The organism is Rhodoferax sp. WC2427 (genome assembly GCF_040822085.1).
In the GTDB taxonomy this organism is placed as follows: domain Bacteria; phylum Pseudomonadota; class Gammaproteobacteria; order Burkholderiales; family Burkholderiaceae_C; genus Rhodoferax_B.
Window position 1 is genome coordinate 3,720,715 of sequence record NZ_CP162006.1, and the last position, 18,157, is coordinate 3,738,871.

At 63.1% G+C, this 18,157-nt stretch carries 19 protein-coding genes; 11 read left to right on the plus strand and 8 right to left on the minus strand.

Annotated elements, in window-relative coordinates; all coding sequences use genetic code 11:
- Position 1: 1 nt before the first annotated feature.
- From kynU to AB3G31_RS17325, 5 genes are all read right to left on the minus strand, one after another.
- Positions 2–1,300: a kynureninase gene (gene kynU, locus AB3G31_RS17305; RefSeq protein WP_367847312.1), complete on the minus strand. Its 1,299-nt coding sequence runs from the start codon at positions 1,298–1,300 to the stop codon at positions 2–4.
- 10 nt (positions 1,301–1,310) lie between these two features.
- Positions 1,311–1,937 carry an arylformamidase gene (gene kynB, locus AB3G31_RS17310; RefSeq protein WP_367847313.1) on the minus strand — a complete coding sequence of 209 codons (627 nt, stop codon included), beginning with the start codon at positions 1,935–1,937 and terminating at the stop codon, positions 1,311–1,313.
- Positions 1,938–2,101: 164 nt separating this feature from the next.
- A complete protein-coding gene (locus tag AB3G31_RS17315; protein ID WP_367847314.1) occupies positions 2,102–2,419 on the minus strand; it encodes a YkgJ family cysteine cluster protein in 318 nt (105 codons plus the stop codon).
- Positions 2,420–2,423: 4 nt separating this feature from the next.
- Positions 2,424–3,347: an ornithine carbamoyltransferase gene (gene argF / locus AB3G31_RS17320; protein WP_367847315.1), complete on the minus strand. Its 924-nt coding sequence runs from the start codon at positions 3,345–3,347 to the stop codon at positions 2,424–2,426.
- Complete coding sequence (locus tag AB3G31_RS17325) at positions 3,344–4,546, minus strand: aspartate aminotransferase family protein (RefSeq protein WP_367847316.1); 1,203 nt, start codon at positions 4,544–4,546, stop codon at positions 3,344–3,346. Before AB3G31_RS17325 ends, argF begins: the two co-directional genes overlap by 4 nt.
- A gap of 308 nt (positions 4,547–4,854) precedes the next feature.
- Between AB3G31_RS17325 and AB3G31_RS17330 the strand changes: the two genes are divergently transcribed.
- Positions 4,855–5,160 carry a DUF3579 domain-containing protein gene (locus AB3G31_RS17330; RefSeq protein WP_367847317.1) on the plus strand — a complete coding sequence of 102 codons (306 nt, stop codon included), beginning with the start codon at positions 4,855–4,857 and terminating at the stop codon, positions 5,158–5,160.
- A 9-nt stretch (positions 5,161–5,169) separates the two neighbouring features.
- Here AB3G31_RS17330 and AB3G31_RS17335 read toward each other — a convergent pair whose 3' ends face one another.
- Positions 5,170–6,699, minus strand: coding sequence for a methyl-accepting chemotaxis protein (locus tag AB3G31_RS17335; protein WP_367847318.1), 1,530 nt, complete (start codon positions 6,697–6,699; stop codon positions 5,170–5,172).
- A 275-nt stretch (positions 6,700–6,974) separates the two neighbouring features.
- On the opposite strand from AB3G31_RS17335, the gene ugpB reads away from it, so the two are divergent.
- The 5 genes from ugpB to ugpQ all read left to right on the plus strand — a co-directional run bounded on the left by ugpB (position 6,975) and on the right by ugpQ (position 11,907).
- Complete coding sequence (gene ugpB, locus AB3G31_RS17340; RefSeq protein WP_367847319.1) at positions 6,975–8,288, plus strand: sn-glycerol-3-phosphate ABC transporter substrate-binding protein UgpB; 1,314 nt, start codon at positions 6,975–6,977, stop codon at positions 8,286–8,288.
- Positions 8,289–8,296: 8 nt separating this feature from the next.
- A complete protein-coding gene (gene ugpA / locus AB3G31_RS17345) occupies positions 8,297–9,178 on the plus strand; it encodes a sn-glycerol-3-phosphate ABC transporter permease UgpA (RefSeq protein WP_367847320.1) in 882 nt (293 codons plus the stop codon).
- Between the two features lie 12 nt (positions 9,179–9,190).
- The gene (gene ugpE / locus AB3G31_RS17350; protein ID WP_367847321.1) at positions 9,191–10,042 is read left to right on the plus strand and encodes a sn-glycerol-3-phosphate ABC transporter permease UgpE; all 852 of its coding nucleotides are present in this window, start codon (positions 9,191–9,193) and stop codon (positions 10,040–10,042) included.
- Positions 10,043–10,114: 72 nt separating this feature from the next.
- The gene (locus AB3G31_RS17355; protein ID WP_367847322.1) at positions 10,115–11,131 is read left to right on the plus strand and encodes a sn-glycerol-3-phosphate import ATP-binding protein UgpC; all 1,017 of its coding nucleotides are present in this window, start codon (positions 10,115–10,117) and stop codon (positions 11,129–11,131) included.
- 2 nt (positions 11,132–11,133) lie between these two features.
- Positions 11,134–11,907 carry a glycerophosphodiester phosphodiesterase gene (ugpQ, locus tag AB3G31_RS17360; protein WP_367847323.1) on the plus strand — a complete coding sequence of 258 codons (774 nt, stop codon included), beginning with the start codon at positions 11,134–11,136 and terminating at the stop codon, positions 11,905–11,907.
- Here the strand turns inward: ugpQ and AB3G31_RS17365 are convergent.
- Positions 11,897–12,163 carry a hypothetical protein gene (locus tag AB3G31_RS17365; protein ID WP_367847324.1) on the minus strand — a complete coding sequence of 89 codons (267 nt, stop codon included), beginning with the start codon at positions 12,161–12,163 and terminating at the stop codon, positions 11,897–11,899. The genes ugpQ and AB3G31_RS17365 overlap by 11 nt on opposite strands.
- A gap of 67 nt (positions 12,164–12,230) precedes the next feature.
- On the opposite strand from AB3G31_RS17365, the gene hemA reads away from it, so the two are divergent.
- The 5 genes from hemA to AB3G31_RS17390 all read left to right on the plus strand — a co-directional run bounded on the left by hemA (position 12,231) and on the right by AB3G31_RS17390 (position 17,331).
- Positions 12,231–13,499 carry a glutamyl-tRNA reductase gene (gene hemA / locus AB3G31_RS17370; RefSeq protein ID WP_367847325.1) on the plus strand — a complete coding sequence of 423 codons (1,269 nt, stop codon included), beginning with the start codon at positions 12,231–12,233 and terminating at the stop codon, positions 13,497–13,499.
- An 82-nt stretch (positions 13,500–13,581) separates the two neighbouring features.
- Positions 13,582–14,664, plus strand: a complete 1,083-nt coding sequence (gene prfA, locus AB3G31_RS17375; protein ID WP_367847326.1) for a peptide chain release factor 1 — start codon at positions 13,582–13,584, stop codon at positions 14,662–14,664.
- Between the two features lie 13 nt (positions 14,665–14,677).
- Complete coding sequence (gene prmC, locus AB3G31_RS17380) at positions 14,678–15,679, plus strand: peptide chain release factor N(5)-glutamine methyltransferase (RefSeq protein ID WP_367847327.1); 1,002 nt, start codon at positions 14,678–14,680, stop codon at positions 15,677–15,679.
- 169 nt (positions 15,680–15,848) lie between these two features.
- Positions 15,849–16,175, plus strand: a complete 327-nt coding sequence (gene grxD / locus AB3G31_RS17385) for a Grx4 family monothiol glutaredoxin (protein WP_367847328.1) — start codon at positions 15,849–15,851, stop codon at positions 16,173–16,175.
- A 160-nt stretch (positions 16,176–16,335) separates the two neighbouring features.
- Positions 16,336–17,331, plus strand: a complete 996-nt coding sequence (locus AB3G31_RS17390) for an AAA family ATPase (RefSeq protein WP_367847329.1) — start codon at positions 16,336–16,338, stop codon at positions 17,329–17,331.
- Positions 17,332–17,343: 12 nt separating this feature from the next.
- Here AB3G31_RS17390 and AB3G31_RS17395 read toward each other — a convergent pair whose 3' ends face one another.
- A complete protein-coding gene (locus AB3G31_RS17395; RefSeq protein ID WP_367847330.1) occupies positions 17,344–18,150 on the minus strand; it encodes a S1C family serine protease in 807 nt (268 codons plus the stop codon).
- Between the last annotated feature and the right edge of the window lie 7 nt (positions 18,151–18,157).

The following is an 18,157-nucleotide window of genomic DNA, read 5'->3' on the forward strand; positions in this document are numbered from 1 at the left end:
ATCAGGTCACCGCGCTGATCTTGTGGAACTCGGGGCGCTGCCACTCTGCGGTTTCCAGCACCTCGCGCAGTTGCTCCACCGCATGCCACACGTCTTCATAGCCCACATACAGCGGGGTGAAGCCGAAGCGCAGGATGTCGGGGTGGGCCGCGCCGTCGCCCGCGCGGAAGTCGCCGATCACGCCGCGGGCGATCAGCGCCTGGACGATGGCGTACGCACCCTCGGCTTTGCTCAAGGACACCTGCGAGCCGCGCCGGGCGTGTTCGCGCGGGGTGGCCAGCGCCAGGCCGAAACCGGCGCAGCGCTGCTCGACCAGGGCGATGAACAGGTCGGTCAGGGCCAGCGATTTCTGCCGCAGGGTTTCCATGGCCGTCTGGTTGGGGACCAGGGTGGCGGCTGCCGCAAACACGTCCAGCCCGCACTCCAGGGCCGACAGGCTGATCATCGGCTGGGTGCCGCACAGGTAGCGCTGCACGCCGGGCGCGGGGCGGTAGTCGGGTGTGAAGGTAAACGGCGTGGCGTGGCCCCACCAGCCGGCCAGCGGCTGCCAGAAGCGGTCGGCATGCTTGGGATTCACCCACACAAAGGCCGGGGCACCGGGGCCGCCGTTGAGGTATTTGTAGCCGCAGCCCACGGCAAAGTCGGCCCCAACACCCGCATCAGCGCCGGTCAGGTCCACCGGCACCGCGCCCGCGCTGTGCGCCAGGTCCCACAGCATGAGCGCGCCTGCAGCATGGGCGGCGGCGGTGACGGCGGGCATGTCGTGCATGGCGCCGGTGCGGTAGTTCACGTGGGTGAGCATCAGCACCGCCACCTCGGGCGTGAGGGCGGCAGCGATTTCTTCGGGCTCCACCAGTTGCAGGGTCAAGCCGTGCTGGCGGCACAGCGATTCGGCGATGTACAGGTCGGTGGGGAAGTTGCTGCGCTCGCTGACGATCAGCTTGCGCTGCGGTGCGTCGGCGCTGGCCAGATGGATGGCGGCGGTGAGCACCTTGAACAGGTTCACCGAGGTGCTGTCGGTGGCCACCACCTCCCCGGGCCGGGCACCGATGAGGCGGGCGATCTGGTTGCCCAGGCGCTGCGGCAGGTCGAACCAACCGGCGGTGTTCCAGGCCTTGATGAGGTCGGTGCCCCATTCCTGGGTGACCACCTCGGCCACGCGGGCGGCGGTGGCGCGGGGCAGCGCGCCCAGGGAGTTGCCGTCCAGGTAGATCACGCCCGCCGGCAGGCTGAAGTGGTCGCGCAGGGGGGCCAAGGGGTCTTGCGCGTCGAGGCGCAGGCAGTCGTGCAGGGTGGTCATCTTTCTACTTTCAAAGAGCACGCAGGATGGCGCGCACAGGAGAGGCATCGGCGGTCATGAGCTTGAGCGGCAGGGCAATGAGCTCGTAGTCACCCTCGGGCACGGCGTCGAGCACCAGGTTTTCCAGCACGCGCAGGTTGAGGCGGCGGATGGCCTGGTGGCTGTCCAGGGTCTTGCTGCTGGCCGGGTCGATGCTGGCGGTGTCGATGCCGATGAGGGTCACGCCCAGGGCGGCCAGGCGCTCCACGGTGTCGGGGGCGAAGGCGGCCAGGTCGGCATCCCAGCGGTCGATGGGCATGCGGGCGTAAGTGCGCACCAACACCCGCGGCGGCAGATCCACCAACGCGTGGGCCAGGTGGCTCCAAAGCACCAGCGGCCCGCAACCTATGCAGTGGATGACGCGGCAGGGGCCCAGATAGGGCGCCAGATCGACCGCACCGATGGCTGCGCCCTGCGGGTCGTAGTGCAGCGGGGCATCGGCATGCGCGCCCACGTGGGGCGACAACGTAATGGCGCTGACGTTGACCGGGCAGTCGGGCGTGATGGTGGCCGACCAGTGCTGCTGGTAGGGCGTGTCGCCGGGAAAAACTGGGCAGCCGGGAGCGATGGGTGGGGAAATATCCCAGAGGTTTTGCATGGTGCCGCCGAAGGTAGCACCGCTGAAATTCGCGTGGTGTCGGTTATTTCCAACAGCCGCCGAATTCCCCCGGATTTTCAGAAAATCCTAAAAAACAGGCCAATTTTCAGGCATAAAAATGGCAGCCTACGCTTATCCAATGAGCGTGAGCAGCCACGATTTTTTTACTCAAAAACAAGAGCATTCGACACCCCCCGGCGGGTACGGGCTTGCAGACAGGCCGCACTGCCCGCCTCGAACTCGCGGCAGGGCGAGGGCCGCCATTCGTAGATGCCGCAGGCCACGCGCTCGCCCAGCGTGCCCACCAGGGCCGCGCAGCGCGGCGGGCTGTGGTCGGTGCCACGCATGCGGCGCAGGCGGGCGTTGACCTCGACCACCAGGCCCTCGGGCACGCTGCCGCCCTCTTCCTGCGACTCTTCCACCGCGAAGTCCACGCGGAAGCTGGCGCAGCAGATGCCGCAGCTTTGGCAGACAGCAGACATGGGTTTACGCCAGCTTGCCCAGCATCAGGTATTCCATCAGCGCTTTTTGGACGTGCATGCGGTTCTCCGCCTCGTCCCACACCACGGATTGCGGGCCGTCGATGACATCGGCGTCGACCTCTTCGCCGCGGTGTGCGGGCAGGCAGTGCATGAAGAGTGCGTCGGGTTTGGCAATGCCCATCATCTCCAGATCGACACGCCAGTCGGCAAAGACGGTTTTGCGGACTTCGTTTTCGGCCTCGTAGCCCATGCTGGTCCACACGTCGGTGGTGACCAGGTCGGCCCCGGCGCAGGCCTGCATCGGGTCTTGGAAGACCTTGTAGCTCTCGGCCGAGCGGATGCCCGCCACCGACTGGTCCACCTCGTAGCCGCTGGGCGTGCTGACGTGCACGGTAAAGCCCAGCACCTCGCTGGCCTGCAGCCAGGTGTTGGCCATGTTGTTGCCGTCGCCCACCCAGGCTACCGTCTTGCCCGCGATGGAACCACGGTGTTCGATGTAGGTGAAGATGTCAGCCAAAATCTGGCAGGGGTGGAACTCGTTGGTCAGGCCGTTGATGACGGGCACGCGCGAATGGGCGGCAAAGCGCTCGATCTTGGTTTGCTCGAAGGTGCGGATCATCACCAGATCGACCATGCGGCTGATGACCTTGGCGCTGTCTTCGATGGGCTCGGCGCGGCCCAGCTGGCTGTCGCCGGTGGTCAGGTGCACCACACTGCCGCCGAGCTGGTACATGCCGGCCTCGAAGCTCACGCGGGTGCGGGTGGAGGCCTTCTCGAAGATCATGGCCAGGGTGCGGTCCACCAGGGGGTGGTGCTTCTCGTAGGCCTTGAACTTCTTCTTGATCAGCGCGGCGCGGCCAAAAATATAGGCGTATTCGTCGGCGCTCAGGTCGCTGAACTGCAGGTAGTGCTTTAACGGATGTTTCATACCGGTTCTGCCAAAAATTGCTGGATCAAGGGGCACAGAATGGCCACCAGTTCGTCGGCCTCGGCGGTGGTCAAAATCAGCGGGGGCACCAGGCGGATGACGCTGTCGGCCGTGACGCTGATGAGCAGCCCGGCCTCGACCGCGCGCTGGGCCAGCACGCCGCAGGGGCGGTCGAGCTGCACGCCGATCATCAGGCCCTGGCCGCGCACTTCCTTGAAGCCCGCCACGCCCGCCAAAGCGTTGCGCAGCCCGGCCTGCAGGTGCGCCCCGACCTGGGCGGCATTCTCCAGCAGGCCGTCTTCTTCCATGATGCGGATGGTTTCCACCCCGGCGCGCATGGCCAGCGGGTTGCCGCCAAAAGTGGTGCCGTGGTTGCCGGGCTGGAAGATGTGCGCCGCCTTGGGGCCTGCAACCACCGCGCCCACCGGCACGCCCGAGCCCAGGCCCTTGGCCAGCGGCATCACGTCGGGCTTTATGCCCGCCCACTGGTGGGCAAACCATTTGCCGGTACGGCCCATGCCGCACTGCACTTCGTCGATCATCAGCAGCCAGTCGCGCTCGTCGCAGAGCTTGCGCACCTGCTGCAGGTATTCGATGCGCATCGGGTTCACGCCGCCTTCGCCCTGGATGGTCTCGAAGAACACGGCGGTGACGTTGGGGTTGTTGGCGGTGGCGGCCTTGAGGGCTTCGATGTCGTTCAGCGGCACGCGGATGAAGCCTTCGACCATGGGGCCAAAGCCCTTCTGGATCTTGGTGTTGCCGGTGGCACTGAGGGTGGCGATGCTGCGGCCGTGGAAAGCTTTTTCATAGACCACGATTTCGGGGCGTTCGATGCCCTTGTCGTGGCCGAATTTGCGCGCCAGCTTGAGCGCGGCCTCGTTGGCCTCCAGCCCGGTGGAGCAAAAGAACACATTGGTCAGGCCCGACAGCTCCACCAGCTTGGCGGCCAGCGCCTCCTGCAGGGGGATGTGGTAGTAGTTGCAGCTGTGGATGATCTTGCCGATCTGGTCTTGCAGGGCAGGCACCAATTTGGGGTGGTTGTGCCCCAAGGTGTTGACCGCAATGCCGCCCAGCCCGTCCAGGTAGGACTTGCCGTTCACGTCCCACACGCGACAGCCCTGGCCGTGCGACAGCGCGATCGGCAGGCGGCCATAGGTGTTCATGGTGTGGGGCGAGGAAGCCTCTTGCGTAGCGGTCATGCAGTTTCTCCAAAGTAGTCAAGTTCACGTTCAGGGCCACATCAACCGCTGAAACACAATTCTAGGCGCAGAGTTTGCTTAGTTTTTTGACAATCCCGCATCACTGCGATGCGTTACCACCCGTCACAATGCGCCCAAAGCCCCCCCAAATGGCCCCAAGTCTTATATAAGATACAATTATTGTGCACCGCAGCATAGTTACCCTCTACGTGCCATTGGCGCTATCATTCCAGCCTAAAGTGCCGTCCCAACCAGCCTACCGGCCCGGTTTTGCACACGCACCCAACCCCCTCTGAAAAGCCCCACCGATGGTTTCAACCTCCGCCAAAGAAGTCTTTATCCAGGGTGTCACCGAGAACGGGCGACCCTTTCGCCCCAGTGACTGGGCTGAGCGCTTGGCAGGGGTTTTGAGCCAGTTTCGCCCGGGCGGCGCACAGCCCGGCAGCCACCTGAGCTATTCGCCATGGTGCGTGCCCACCACCATCAACGGAACCAAGGTGGTGATTCTGCACAGCGACTTGCGCGACTACGACGTGATGGCCTGGGACTTTGCCATCAACTTCGCGCGCGACAACGGCTTGCAGGTCGTCGAGGCCTGCCTGATTCCCGAGTAGCTCGGGCGTTTACGCCAACCGGAACGCCGCCACGGTATCCACCAACTGCTGCGCCTGCTGCGTCAGGCTGGCAGCCGCGGCCGCGCTTTCTTCCACCAGGGCCGCATTTTGCTGGGTCGCCTGGTCCATTTGCGACACCGCCTGCCCCACCTCGTTGACACCGGCGCTTTGCTCGGCGCTGGCGGCGCTGATTTCGGTGACGATGGCCGCCACGCGCCGGATGGCCTCCACGATCTCGTCCATGGTCTGCCCGGCCTGCCCCACTTGCAGCGTGCCCTGGTCCACCCGCTCCACGCTGGTGGAGATCAGCACCTTGATTTCACGGGCCGCTTCGGCGCTGCGCTGGGCCAGACTGCGCACTTCACTGGCCACCACCGCAAACCCACGGCCCTGCTCCCCGGCGCGAGCCGCCTCCACAGCGGCATTGAGAGCCAGGATATTGGTCTGGAAAGCGATGCCATCGATCACGCCAATGATGTCGGCAATCTTCTTGGCGCTGTCGTTGATGCCGGTCATGGTCTGCACCACCTGGCCCATCATCTCGCCGCCCTTGACAGCCACGCTGGTGGCGCCCAGGGCCAGCTTGTTGGCCTGTTGGGCGTTATCGGCGTTGTTGCGCACATTGCTGCCCAGTTGCTCCATGGTGGAGGCGGTCTGCTGCAGGGCACCGGCCTGCTGTTCGGTACGGTTTGACAGGTCCTGGTTGCCCTGGGAAATCTGGGCGCTGGCCATGGCCACCTCGTCGGCATTGGCCTTGACATCGCGCACGATGCCCGAAAAGCTGTTTTGCATATGGGCCATGGACTGCAATAGCTGCACGGTCTCAAAATTTCCCGCAGGCTGGATGGCGCTGGCCAGATTGCCCTGGGCCAACCGGTCGGCCACACCTACGGCATACACCATGGGCCGCGTCATGCTGCGGGCCAGCCACAGCGCGCAGGCCATCATCACCACGCACGCCAAGACCAGAGAGCCGCCGATGGCCAGCCGGGTGCTTTCCACGTTCTGCTTGGCCCGGGCATTCAGGTTCTCCCCGTTGTGCTGGATGGTGTCGGACAAGGCCTCCATCTCCTTTTCCAGCTCGGAGAACGCGGCCTGCAAAGCCGGTACGGCGGCCTGGGCGGCCTGCAGGTCGGTGCTGGACGCGCTGACCACCAGCGTGGCCGAGGCGATGTATTTTTTCACCAGCGGTTGCACCTTGGACAGGGCGGCATTGCTCTCCTCTGTCAATGGCATGGCTTGCAGCTCGGCAAGCGCCTTGTTGAAGGTGTCCGCGTGCTCCTTCAGGTCCTTGTCGGCCTCGGTGATTTGGGCCGACTTTTGCTCCATCGCCCCCAGGATCGCCAACTGTGCATCGCCGCGCACGGCGTCGTGCATCATGTCTGCCGACTGGCTGGTCTGCAGCGCCACGCTGGCCTGGATAGCCTCGTCCAGGGCATCGCCCAGGCGGGCCGAAGCAAACAGGCCAATGCCGCCAGCCAATCCGGCCAGCAAGGTGCCGACCAGGCCAAAGCCCATAATTTGGGTGCGCAGTTTCATAGTGGTGCTCCTCCATCCGGTGTGCAATACAAAGGACCGCAAACCGACCCTTGCCAGAAATTGCCCACCTACTGAAGCATTTTGATACACAACCGCCCATCAAGCCAGGTTTATGCAAGCCCCAAACAAGAAGGCCCGCGTGCTGTATACATCCCAGGCGTGCACCAAAACGGGTTTTCCCGCTAGTACAGATGTCAGCTTTGGGACAGAATTTCATAGCACTGTCACCTTTCTCGCCTAGCATCTCCCTCTTTTCCATTCCGTTAGGAACCCGCATGCAGATTTCCCGTTTGGCATTGGCCCTGGCCACTACTGCCCTCACGCTCTCCACGGCCCAGGCCCAAACCGAGATCCAGTGGTGGCATTCGATGAACTCGGTCAATGGCGAGTGGGTCAACGACCTGGCCAAAGACTTCAACGCCAGCCAGAAAGACTACAAAATCGTGCCCACCTACAAGGGCCAGTACGACGAGTCCATGACGGCCGCCATTGCCGCCTTCCGCGCGGGCAATGCACCGCACATCCTGCAGGTGTTCGAGGTCGGCACGGCCACCATGATGGCCAGTAAAAAGGCCATCATGCCCGTAGGCCAAATGATGAAGGACGCAGGCGAGAAGTTCGACCCCGCCGCGTACATTCCCGCTGTGGCCAGCTACTACACCACCGCCAACGGCCAGATGATGAGCTTCCCGTTCAACAGCTCGACCACGGTTTTCTATTACAACAAGGATGCTTTCAAAGCCGCTGGTTTGCCGGTCGACAAGGCCCCCAGCACCTGGCCCGAAGTGGCCCTGGCCGCAGCCAAGCTCAAGGCCAGCGGCCACAAATGCCCACTGTCCATCGCCTGGCAGGGCTGGACCCAGCTGGAGAGCTTTTCCACCTGGCATAACGTCGAATTTGCCACCAAGGCCAACGGCCTGGGCGGCATGGACGCACGCATGAAGATCAACTCGCCGCTGCACGTGCGCCACATCGAAAACCTGGGCAACATGGCCAAGCAGGGCCTGTTCATCTACAAGGGCCGCGGCAACGTACCCGAGGCCAGCTTTGTGTCGGGTGAATGCGCCATGATGACCACCTCGAGCGGCTTCTACGGCAACGTCAAGAAAAACGCCAAGTTCGCCTTTGGCCTGGCCCCCCTGCCCTATTACCCCGATGTGCCCGGTGCACCGCAAAACACGGTGATCGGCGGCGCCAGCCTGTGGGTTCTGGCCGGCAAGAAGCCCGTTGAGTACAAGGGCGTGGCCAAGTTCTTCAGCTACATCTCCAGCCCCGAGGTGCAGTCGGCCAGCCACAAGCGCACCGGCTACCTGCCGGTGACCACGGCGGCCTTCACCCTGACCGAGAAGTCTGGTTTCTACCAGGAAAACCCCGGCACCGACGTGGCCCCCAACCAGATGATCCGCAAGACGACCACCAACTCGCGCGGCATCCGCCTGGGCAACTACCTGCAGGTGCGGGCGATCGAGGACGAAGAGCTGGAGCAGGTCTGGGCCGGTAAAAAGACCGCCAAGGAAGCCCTGGACAGCATCGTGCTGCGCGGCAACGAGCAGCTCGAACGCTTCGAAAAAGCCAACAAGGGTAGCTAACCGCCGGTATGGAAAAACGCGTTGTCTTCCAATCCAGCTGGTTGCCCTGGGCGCTCATCACCCCCCAACTCATCGTCATCGTCGTGTTCTTCTTCTGGCCTGCGGGCCAGGCGATGCTGCAGTCGCTGCAGCAGTCGGATGCCTTCGGCACCTCGGTCGACTGGGTGGGTCTGGAGAACTTCCGCAACCTGTGGAATGACGCGAGCTACCTGGCCTCGTTCAAAACCACCGCGGTTTTCTCGGTACTGGTAGCGGGCCTGGGCATTGGCCTGTCGCTGGTACTGGCGGTGTTTGCCGACCGGGTCATCAAGGGCAGCAGCATCTACAAGACGCTGCTGATCTGGCCTTACGCCGTGGCACCGGCGGTGGCGGGCGTGCTGTGGCTGTTCATGTTCTCGCCCAGCATCGGCATCGTGGCCTATTGGCTGGGCCTGCTGGGGCTGGACTGGAACCACCTGCTCAACAGCACCCACGCCATGGCGCTGGTGGTGGGCGCAGCGGTGTGGAAACAGCTGTCGTACAACTTCTTGTTCTTTCTGGCGGGGCTGCAAAGCATTCCCAAATCGCTGATCGAAGCGGCCGCCATGGACGGTGCCCGGCCCTGGCGGCGCTTCTGGACCATCCAGTTCCCGTTGCTCACTCCCACCAGCTTCTTTTTGCTGGTGATCAACATCGTCTACGCGTTTTTTGACACCTTCGCCATCATCGACTCGACCACCCAGGGCGGGCCGGGCAAAGACACGGCCATCCTGGTCTACAAGGTGTATTACGACGGCTTCAAGGCCATGGACCTGGGCGGCTCGGCGGCCCAGTCGGTGGTGCTGATGGTGATCGTGGTGGCGCTGACCGTGGTGCAGTTCAAGTTTGTCGAAAAGAAAGTGAATTACTGATGGACGGCTTTTATGGTTGAGCGCCGCAGCTTTGGGGCCATTCTGGCCCACGTGGTGCTGATTCTGGGTGTGCTGGTGGTGGCCTTTCCGGTCTACGTCACCTTTGTCGCCTCCACGCACACGGCGCTGGAGATGGTGCAGCGCCCCATTCCCATGCTGCCCGGCGCGCACTTGGTGGATAACTACCTGACGGTGCTGCGCGGCACCGGCTCCAGTGGCGGCTCGAACGCGGCGGTCGGGCAAATGATGGTCGTCAGCCTGATTACGGCGCTGACCATTGCCATTGGCAAGATCGCCATCTCGCTGCTGTCGGCCTTTGCGCTGGTGTACTTTCGGTTTCCATTCAAACAGTTCTTCTTCTGGGCCATCTTTGTCACGCTGATGCTGCCGGTCGAGGTGCGCATCGGCCCGACCTACAAGGTGGTGGCCGACCTGGGCATGCTCAACAGCTACGCGGGTCTGACGATTCCGCTGATCGCCTCGGCCACGGCCACCTTTTTGTTCCGCCAATTTTTCATGAGCGTGCCGGATGAACTGGTGGAAGCCGCGCGCATGGACGGTGCCGGCCCGATGCGCTTTTTCAAAGACATCCTGCTGCCTTTGTCCACCACCAGCATGGCGGCCCTGTTCGTGATCCAGTTCATCTACGGCTGGAACCAGTACCTGTGGCCGCTGCTGGTTACTACCAACGAAGACATGTACCCGGTGGTCATCGGCATCAAGCGCATGATCTCCGGCGGCGACGGCCAGACCGAATGGAACCTGGTGATGGCCACCGCCATCCTGGCCATGCTGCCGCCCGCTTTGGTGGTGATGCTGATGCAGAAGTGGTTCGTCAAAGGCCTGGTAGACACCGAGAAGTAATTTATAAGAAATAAGCCTCCAGCGCTTATTTGATCAGCACAAGCAGCTACCAATCTAATAGCAGACACCCTTATGGCCGCCATCTCTCTCTCTAATATCATCAAGCGCTACGGCAAAGGTCCGAGCGCCAACCAGGTCATCCACGGGGTCAACGCCGAGATCAATGACGGCGAATTCATCGTCATCGTCGGCCCCTCGGGCTGCGGCAAATCCACGCTCCTGCGCATGGTGGCCGGGCTGGAAGAAATCAGCGACGGCACGATCAGCATCGGCGGGCGGGTGGTCAACAACTTGGAGCCCTCGGAGCGCGACATCGCCATGGTGTTCCAAAACTATGCGCTGTACCCGCACATGACGGTGTTCGACAACATGGCCTACGGCCTGAAGATCGCCAAGGTGCCGGTGGACGAGATCAAAACCCGCGTCGACAAGGCCGCCAAGATTCTGGAACTGGGCCAGTACCTCACCCGCAAGCCGCGCGAGCTCTCCGGTGGCCAGCGCCAGCGCGTGGCCATGGGCCGCGCCATCGTGCGCCAGCCGCAGGTGTTTTTGTTCGACGAGCCACTCTCCAACCTGGACGCCAAGCTGCGCGCCCAGACCCGGCTGGAGATCCAGAAGCTGCACCGTGAACTCGGCATCACCTCGCTGTTCGTCACGCACGACCAGGTCGAGGCCATGACCCTGGCGCAGCGCATGCTGGTGATGAACGGCGGTGTGGTCGAGCAGTACGGCACGCCCGAGCAGGTCTACACCCAGCCGGCCAGCACCTTTGTGGCCAGCTTCATTGGCAGCCCACCCATGAACCTGCTCAAGAGCGCCCCCAATGCCGCGCATGGTGGCCCGGCCAACGCCATCCTGGGCATCCGCCCCGAGCACCTGCACCTCAGCCAAACGGGCTGGAGCCTGGCCGTCGAAACCACCGAAATGCTGGGAGCCGAGCGCCTGATTTACGCCCGGCTGGGCCAGGAGCTGCTGATCATCCGCACCGACGAGAGCACCGCCGCCCCCGCCATCGGCAGCACGATCTACGCCACGCCGCGGGCCGACCGTTTGCACTGGTTTAATAGCGAAACAGGAAAACGAATCTAACCATGCACGTCACCGCGCTCAATTGGCCCTACCCCCGCTGGATCGCCCACCGGGGCGCAGGCAAACTGGCACCAGAAAATACCCTTTCCGCCTTCCGCCTGGGGGCCCAGCACGGCTACCGCATGTTCGAGTGCGACGCCAAGCTCAGCGCCGACGGCGTGCCCTTCTTGCTGCACGACGACACGCTGGAGCGCACCAGCACCGGCGTGGGTGTCGCGGGCGAACAGCCCTGGAGCGCGCTGGCACAGCTCGATGCCGGCAGCTGGCACTCGCGCAGCCAGGCGGGCGAGCCCATTCCCACGCTGGACAACATTGCCGCGTTTTGCCAACGCAACAGCCTGTTTTTGAACATCGAGATCAAACCCTCGCCCGACACCGACCGCCTGACCGGCGAAAAGGTGGCAGATGCCGCCGCCCGCCTCTGGCAGGGCCAGGCCGTGCCGCCGCTGCTCACATCTTTCAGCGTCGCCTCCCTGGAAGGTGCGCAGGCGGCCCAACCCGGCCTGCCGCGGGGCCTGTTGCTCGATACATTGTGGGACGGCTGGCTGCCTGCTGCGCAGCGCCTGGGCTGCATCGCCATCGTCTGCGACCACACGCTGTGGACGGCCGAGACCGTCGGCCTGGTGAAAGCCGCCGGGATGCGTAGCGCCAGCTACACCGTCAACGACGCGCCTTCGGTGCAGCGCCTGACCGCGCTGGGCACCGACGCCATCATCACCGACCGGATCGATCTGTTCGCCCCCGCCGATGGCGCCGCGCAGGCAGCTAACGGCTGAGCGCCCACTGGCTGGTGGCGCAGGCCAGCACCAGCGCCGCGTAGGTGGCCATCTTGCCGTCGTGGCCAAAGAACCACAGTCCACCCACTAACGCCAACAGGCATACTACAGAATTGATAGCTGCTTGCGCGTACCAGGAGCGCGTAAGCGGCTTATTTTTCATAAATGCCTTGGCGGCCAACGCGGTCAGCGCCCCCACCACCAACGCCGGTGCGGCGAAATTCAACAGATGAAAAAACGAATCTAAAGGTCCCATAGCCGCAATTTTGAGGCTTTGGCGGCGCGCAGGCGTTTTAGCCCCGCACAAATTTTATAATCGGGCCATGGCAGTTTGGGCATTAGGCATTAACCACAACACCGCACCTCTGGATTTGCGCGGTCGGTTTGCGTTCGCCCTGGACCAGATCGCCCCCACACTGCACGGCCTGCGCGCCGCGCTGCAAGGCCCCGAAGCCGCCATCATCTCCACCTGCAACCGCACCGAAATCTATTGCGCAGGCAACCAGCAGGCGCTGGACCACACGGTGGACTGGCTGGCCCACTCTGGCGGTGTCTCGCCTGCGCTCTTGCGCTCCCATGCCTACACGCTACAAGACGGCCCGGTGGCCCGGCACGCGTTTCGTGTCGCCAGCGGGCTGGACTCGATGGTGCTGGGCGAGCCGCAAATTCTGGGCCAGATGAAGGATGCCATCCGCGTGGCCGAGCAGGCCGGGGCACTGGGCAGCACCTTGAACCAGCTGTTCCAGCGCTCGTTTGCGGTGGCCAAAGAGGTGCGCACCTCCACCGAAATCGGCGCGCACTCCATCAGCATGGCGGCCGCAGCGGTGCGCCTGGCCGGCCAGTTGTTTGAAGACCTGACCCAGGTGCGCGTGCTGTTTGTCGGCGCGGGCGAGATGATCGAGCTGGCTGCCACCCACTTTGCCGCCAAAAACCCCAAATCCATCGCCGTCGCCAACCGCACCCTGGAGCGCGGCGAAAAGCTCGCCATCCGCTTCGGCGGCGAGGTGATGCGCCTGGCCGACCTGCCCAGCCGCCTGCATGAATTCGATGCCGTGGTGAGCTGCACCGCCAGCACCTTGCCCATCATCGGCCTGGGCGCGGTAGAGCGGGCGCTGAAGCTGCGCAAACACCGGCCGATTTTCATGGTCGATCTGGCCGTGCCGCGCGACATCGAGCCCGAAGTCAAGGCGCTGGAAGACGTATTTCTGTACACGGTGGACGATCTGGCCCACGTGGTGCAAAGCGGCCAGGCCAACCGCCAGGCGGCGGTGGCGCAGGCCGAGGTCATCATCGACGCGGGTGTGCAAAGCTTTTTGCACTGGATGGAACAACGCCACCCGGTGCACGGCGTGGTGCCGCTGATCCAGCAGCTCAACGCCCAGGCCGACGAATGGCGCACCACCGAGCTGGCCCGCGCCCGCCGGCTGCTGGCCAAGGGCGACGACATCGACGCCGTGCTGGACATGCTCAGCAAGGGCCTGACGCAAAAAATGTTGCATGGCGCGATGGCCGAGCTGCGTGCAGGCGATGCCGACAGCCGTGAACACACGGTACAGGCCATCCACAAGCTGTTTTTGCGCAAAGAGCGTTAGCGACGCTGCCTACCCCTGCGCCAGGCCCCCAAGGGGCCGTCGTCCCGCCTTGGGACTGTTATTGATGTAAGTTGCCCCCTTTATGAAACCCTTTCTCCGCCAACAGCTAGAGCGCTACGTCTTTCGCCTTGCAGAACTCGACTTTTTGCTGTCCCGCGAGGACATCATGGGCGACATGAAGCAGTTTTTGCTGCTTTCGCGCGAGCACACCGAGGTCGGCCAGGTGGCGGCGCGCTTTACCCGCTACACCCAGCGCGAGTCCGACCTGGCCGCCGCCCAGGCCATGCAGAGCGACCCGGAAATGGCCGAGATGGCCGAAGAAGAGATCGCCTCCGCCGAAGCCGAGTTGCAAAAACTCGAGGCCGAACTGCAACGCATGCTGCTGCCCAAGGACCCGGACGACGCGCGCAACGCCTTCATGGAAATCCGTGCGGGCACCGGCGGCGACGAATCCGCCCTGTTTGCCGCCGACCTATTGCGCATGTACAGCCGCTACGCCGAGCGCCAGGGCTGGAAGACCGAGATCGTGAGCGAGTCGCAGAGCGAACTGGGCGGCTACAAGGAAGTGGTGCTGCGCATCGAAGGCGACAATGTCTACGGCCAGCTCAAGTTCGAGTCGGGCGGCCACCGGGTGCAGCGCGTGCCCGCCACCGAAACCCAGGGCCGCATCCACACCAGTGCCTGCACAGTCGCCGTGCTGGCCGAACCCGACGAGGCCGTGGCCATCAAGATCAACCCGGCCGATCTGCGCATCGACACCTACCGCGCCAGCGGCGCCGGTGGCCAGCACATCAACAAGACCGACTCTGCGGTGCGCATCACCCACATTCCCACCGGCATCGTTGCCGAGTGCCAGGATGGCCGCAGCCAGCACAGCAACAAGGCCCAGGCGCTGAAAGTGCTGACCGCCCGCATCCATGAAAAAGACCGCTCCGAGCGCGCCGCCAAGGATGCCGCCGAACGCAAGGGGCTGATCGGCAGCGGCGACCGCAGCGACCGCATCCGCACCTACAACTTCCCGCAGGGACGCTGGACCGACCACCGCATCAACCTCACGCTGTACAAGCTGCTGTTCATCATGGAAGGCGATCTCAGCGAACCCATGGAAGCCCTGCGTGCCGCCCACGAAGCAGAACAGCTCGCCGAACTAGAAACCATCGCTTAACTGCAAGGAACCCATGGCACGCTCCATCAACAAAGGCCCCAAGCCACAAGGCGGCTACGCCAAAGTGTCCAGTAAGTCCCTGAAAGACGCGAAGGAAAAAAGCGCCAAGCGCATGGCCCCACGCCCCGAACGCCCCGGCCTGGGCAAAACGGCACGCGCCGCGGCCCGCCCGGTATCGGTCTACAGCGATGAGGTCAGCACCTTGCAAGTAGCCCTGCTGGGCGCGCAAAAACACGGCATCGACAAGCTGGACGCCCGCATGCTGCTGCTGCACGCCTTGGGCAAGAACCCGCTGGACGCCGCCTGGCTGCTGGCCCATGGGCAAGATGCCCTGCGTCCAGCCCAAGCCGCTGCCTTTGGCACCGCCTGCACCCGCCGTCGAACCGGTGAGCCGGTGGCCTACATCACCGGTCAGCGCGAGTTTTACGGCCTGGACCTGCGGGTCGATGCCCGCGTGCTCGACCCCCGGCCCGATACCGAAACCCTGGTGGACTGGGCGCTGGAACTTTCGACCGGACGAACTGCGCCGCTGGTGATCGACCTCGGCACCGGCAGCGGGGCCATCGCCCTGGCGATCCAGAAGGCCCGGCCAGATGCACAGGTTACTGCGGTCGACAACAGCACCGACGCGCTCGCCGTGGCCCAGGCCAATGCGGCCCGGCTGGCCCTGCCCGTGGCCTTCCTCCAAAGCACATGGTTGGCAGGGGTGAATGGCACGTTTGACCTGGTGGTGTCCAACCCACCGTACATCGCCGATACCGACCCGCATCTGCCCGCCTTGGCACACGAGCCACGCAGTGCGTTGACCGCCGGCCTCGACGGACTGGACGACATCCGCCAAATCATCGACCAGGCCCCAGCGCATCTGCGGCCCCAAGGCTGGTTGCTGCTGGAGCATGGTTTCGACCAGGCCCCGGCAGTGGCAGCGCTGCTGGCGCAGGCCGGCTTTGTGCAGGTGCAATCCCGGCCCGACCTGGCCGGACTCGCGCGCTGCACTGGCGGGCAATGGAATTAAGAGTTTTTTAGGCCTCTAGCGCTTATTGAATAAGCACAAGAAGCTATTTAAATAATAGCAAATCGAAAACCGGTGCGTCCTTGGTATGAATGAGGGCACTCCACCGCGCGCCACCTGCCACGGCACGCTAAGTGAAATAATAGTGGCTTGATATTCAAGGAGTCTTTTGATGAGCGACACACAACAACGCATTGATGCACTGGTCAAATCCAACGACGTAGTGCTATTCATGAAGGGCAACGCCAGCTTCCCCCAGTGCGGTTTTTCCGGCCGTGCCATCCAGCTGCTGAAGGCTTGCGGCGTGGATACCAAAACGGTCAAAACCGTCAATGTGCTGGAAGACGACGAAGTCCGCCAGGGCATCAAGGAATACAGCCAATGGCCCACCATTCCGCAGCTCTACATCAAAGGCGAGTTTGTGGGCGGCTCGGACATCATGATGGAAATGTACGAATCCGGCGAACTGCACCAGATGCTGGGCTCCACAGCCACCTGATTCCCGGCATCCACGCACGATTTCGGGCGTGGCGCGGTGTGGTGGCATGTCCACAACGCGCAAATAGGTAGCGCAAGCGGCACTAATGCGCAGCTTGGACCCTGGTACGCTGGCACGGCTTATGCTGAAATGAAGCCGTGTCTGTAACCAGGAGTAATCGATGGAATCCCGCAGCCTCGTTCCTCATGCGTCCTCGTTCCAACTGCCCGTGGCCAACGTGCGCAGCGTCTTTCAGCCGCACGATGTCGAGCGCAAACTCGCCAAACTGCCCAGCCGAGAACACGAAAACCTGCGCAGCACCTATGAGCGCATGCTGGAGCGCGGCCCCGACCGCTTCCAGGTCAAGCCCTCGGGCATCCCCGAAATGTCGGCCCTGTACCAGGCCCTGCCCAACTTCACCGAGGTGCTGGACGACGTAAAACGCCACGTCGCCCTGAGCCAGGACAGCCGTGACGGCCTGGAGGTCACCCCCATCCTCCTGCTGGGCCTGCCTGGCATCGGCAAAACCCACTTCGCCAAGAAGCTCGCCGACCTGCTTGGCACCGGCATGAGCCTGGTACCCATGAGTTCCATGACTGCAGGCTGGCTGCTGTCGGGTTCATCCTCGCAATGGAAAGGTGCCAAGCCCGGCAAAGTATTTGAGGCGCTGATCGACGGCGAATATGCCAATCCGGTCATCGTGGTGGACGAAATCGACAAAGCCAGCGCCGATGCCCAGTACGACCCGCTGGGCGCGCTCTACAGCCTGCTAGAGCACGACACCGCCCAGAACTTCATGGACGAGTTCGCAGAGATTGCTATCGATGCCAGCCAAGTGATCTGGATCACCACGGCAAACGACCCGCGCGGCATCCCCGAACCGATTTTGAACCGCATGAACGTATTTGAAATCGAGCCACCCTCCCCCGAGGCCGCGCGCCAGATCGCCCGCAACCTCTACCAATCCATCCGCGCCGAACATGGCTGGGGTGAGCGCTTCGCGCCCGACCCGCACAGCGATTTGCAAGATGCCTTGGCTGAGCTTGCGCCGCGCGAAATGCGCCGGGCGTTGATGACCGGCTTTGGCAATGCCCGTCTCGATGGCCGCGGCACCGTGCGGGTGGACGACCTGCCCAAGGCCGCGCTGCACAAAGGCCGCATGGGCTTCATGCAGTAAGGGGAAAAGGCCTCAGTTGGCCTTTTGGCGTTGTACCAGTTGCTGGATGTAATTGGAGGGAATAGCGTACGAGATGCCGGAGGGTTGGCTGATGGCCGACTCTTTGGTTCCCTTCACAAACACCATGTTCACGATACCCACCACTTCGCCCGACTCGGCATCAAACAGCGGCCCGCCGCTATTGCCCGGATAGGCCGTACCGTCCAGTTGGAAGATATCGAAACCGCCATCCCGGATGCTGCGAATCGACTTTTCGGTTAGCAACTGCCCGGTGGCTGCTGGCAAAACGATTGGGGTAATGGATGACACCATTGCCCGGTGCGTCACTGGCGAAAACCCCAACGCACCACCAATCGGAAAGCCCATCAGTGCAACCGCTTGACCTTCACGCACGGTGTTGGAATCCCGCAAGGTCAGAGCAGGCACAGACTCCCCCGCAAACCGCAGCAGTACCAAGTCGTGCAGACGGTCTTGCTCCAACACCACAGCCTGCCGCAATTGCCACTCGCCTTTGGGCCCTCGCACCTGCACCACCAAATCCGAACCCGTGTTGTCGTCCGACGGACCGAATAAGACATGGGAATTGGTGATACCCAAGTTACCCCCGACCGCCACAAAACCCGAACCGCGCAAAGTAAACCGGGGACTATTGGTGCTTTTGTAATAGCCCACGATAAGCATTGAGGGCTTGACCTTTGCAATCACATCCGACAACTCGGCATGCACCATGTAAAAAGGAGAAAGAAAGACCGCCAATACAACCGCGCATTGGATAGAAAATTTACCTGGCATATTCACCTCCAATGCGTTTTTGATCAAGTTTAAA

Bases quoted from the DNA above. Each gene is read 5' to 3' on its own strand.
- kynU (WP_367847312.1), bottom strand. From the start codon at position 1,300: ATGACCACCCTGCACGACTGCCTGCGCCTCGACGCGCAAGACCCCTTG.
- kynB (WP_367847313.1), bottom strand. From the start codon at position 1,937: ATGCAAAACCTCTGGGATATTTCCCCACCCATCGCTCCCGGCTGCCCA.
- AB3G31_RS17315 (WP_367847314.1), bottom strand. From the start codon at position 2,419: ATGTCTGCTGTCTGCCAAAGCTGCGGCATCTGCTGCGCCAGCTTCCGC.
- argF (WP_367847315.1), bottom strand. From the start codon at position 3,347: ATGAAACATCCGTTAAAGCACTACCTGCAGTTCAGCGACCTGAGCGCC.
- AB3G31_RS17325 (WP_367847316.1), bottom strand. From the start codon at position 4,546: ATGACCGCTACGCAAGAGGCTTCCTCGCCCCACACCATGAACACCTAT.
- AB3G31_RS17330 (WP_367847317.1), top strand. From the start codon at position 4,855: ATGGTTTCAACCTCCGCCAAAGAAGTCTTTATCCAGGGTGTCACCGAG.
- AB3G31_RS17335 (WP_367847318.1), bottom strand. From the start codon at position 6,699: ATGAAACTGCGCACCCAAATTATGGGCTTTGGCCTGGTCGGCACCTTG.
- ugpB (WP_367847319.1), top strand. From the start codon at position 6,975: ATGCAGATTTCCCGTTTGGCATTGGCCCTGGCCACTACTGCCCTCACG.
- ugpA (WP_367847320.1), top strand. From the start codon at position 8,297: ATGGAAAAACGCGTTGTCTTCCAATCCAGCTGGTTGCCCTGGGCGCTC.
- ugpE (WP_367847321.1), top strand. From the start codon at position 9,191: ATGGTTGAGCGCCGCAGCTTTGGGGCCATTCTGGCCCACGTGGTGCTG.
- AB3G31_RS17355 (WP_367847322.1), top strand. From the start codon at position 10,115: ATGGCCGCCATCTCTCTCTCTAATATCATCAAGCGCTACGGCAAAGGT.
- ugpQ (WP_367847323.1), top strand. From the start codon at position 11,134: ATGCACGTCACCGCGCTCAATTGGCCCTACCCCCGCTGGATCGCCCAC.
- AB3G31_RS17365 (WP_367847324.1), bottom strand. From the start codon at position 12,163: ATGGGACCTTTAGATTCGTTTTTTCATCTGTTGAATTTCGCCGCACCG.
- hemA (WP_367847325.1), top strand. From the start codon at position 12,231: ATGGCAGTTTGGGCATTAGGCATTAACCACAACACCGCACCTCTGGAT.
- prfA (WP_367847326.1), top strand. From the start codon at position 13,582: ATGAAACCCTTTCTCCGCCAACAGCTAGAGCGCTACGTCTTTCGCCTT.
- prmC (WP_367847327.1), top strand. From the start codon at position 14,678: ATGGCACGCTCCATCAACAAAGGCCCCAAGCCACAAGGCGGCTACGCC.
- grxD (WP_367847328.1), top strand. From the start codon at position 15,849: ATGAGCGACACACAACAACGCATTGATGCACTGGTCAAATCCAACGAC.
- AB3G31_RS17390 (WP_367847329.1), top strand. From the start codon at position 16,336: ATGGAATCCCGCAGCCTCGTTCCTCATGCGTCCTCGTTCCAACTGCCC.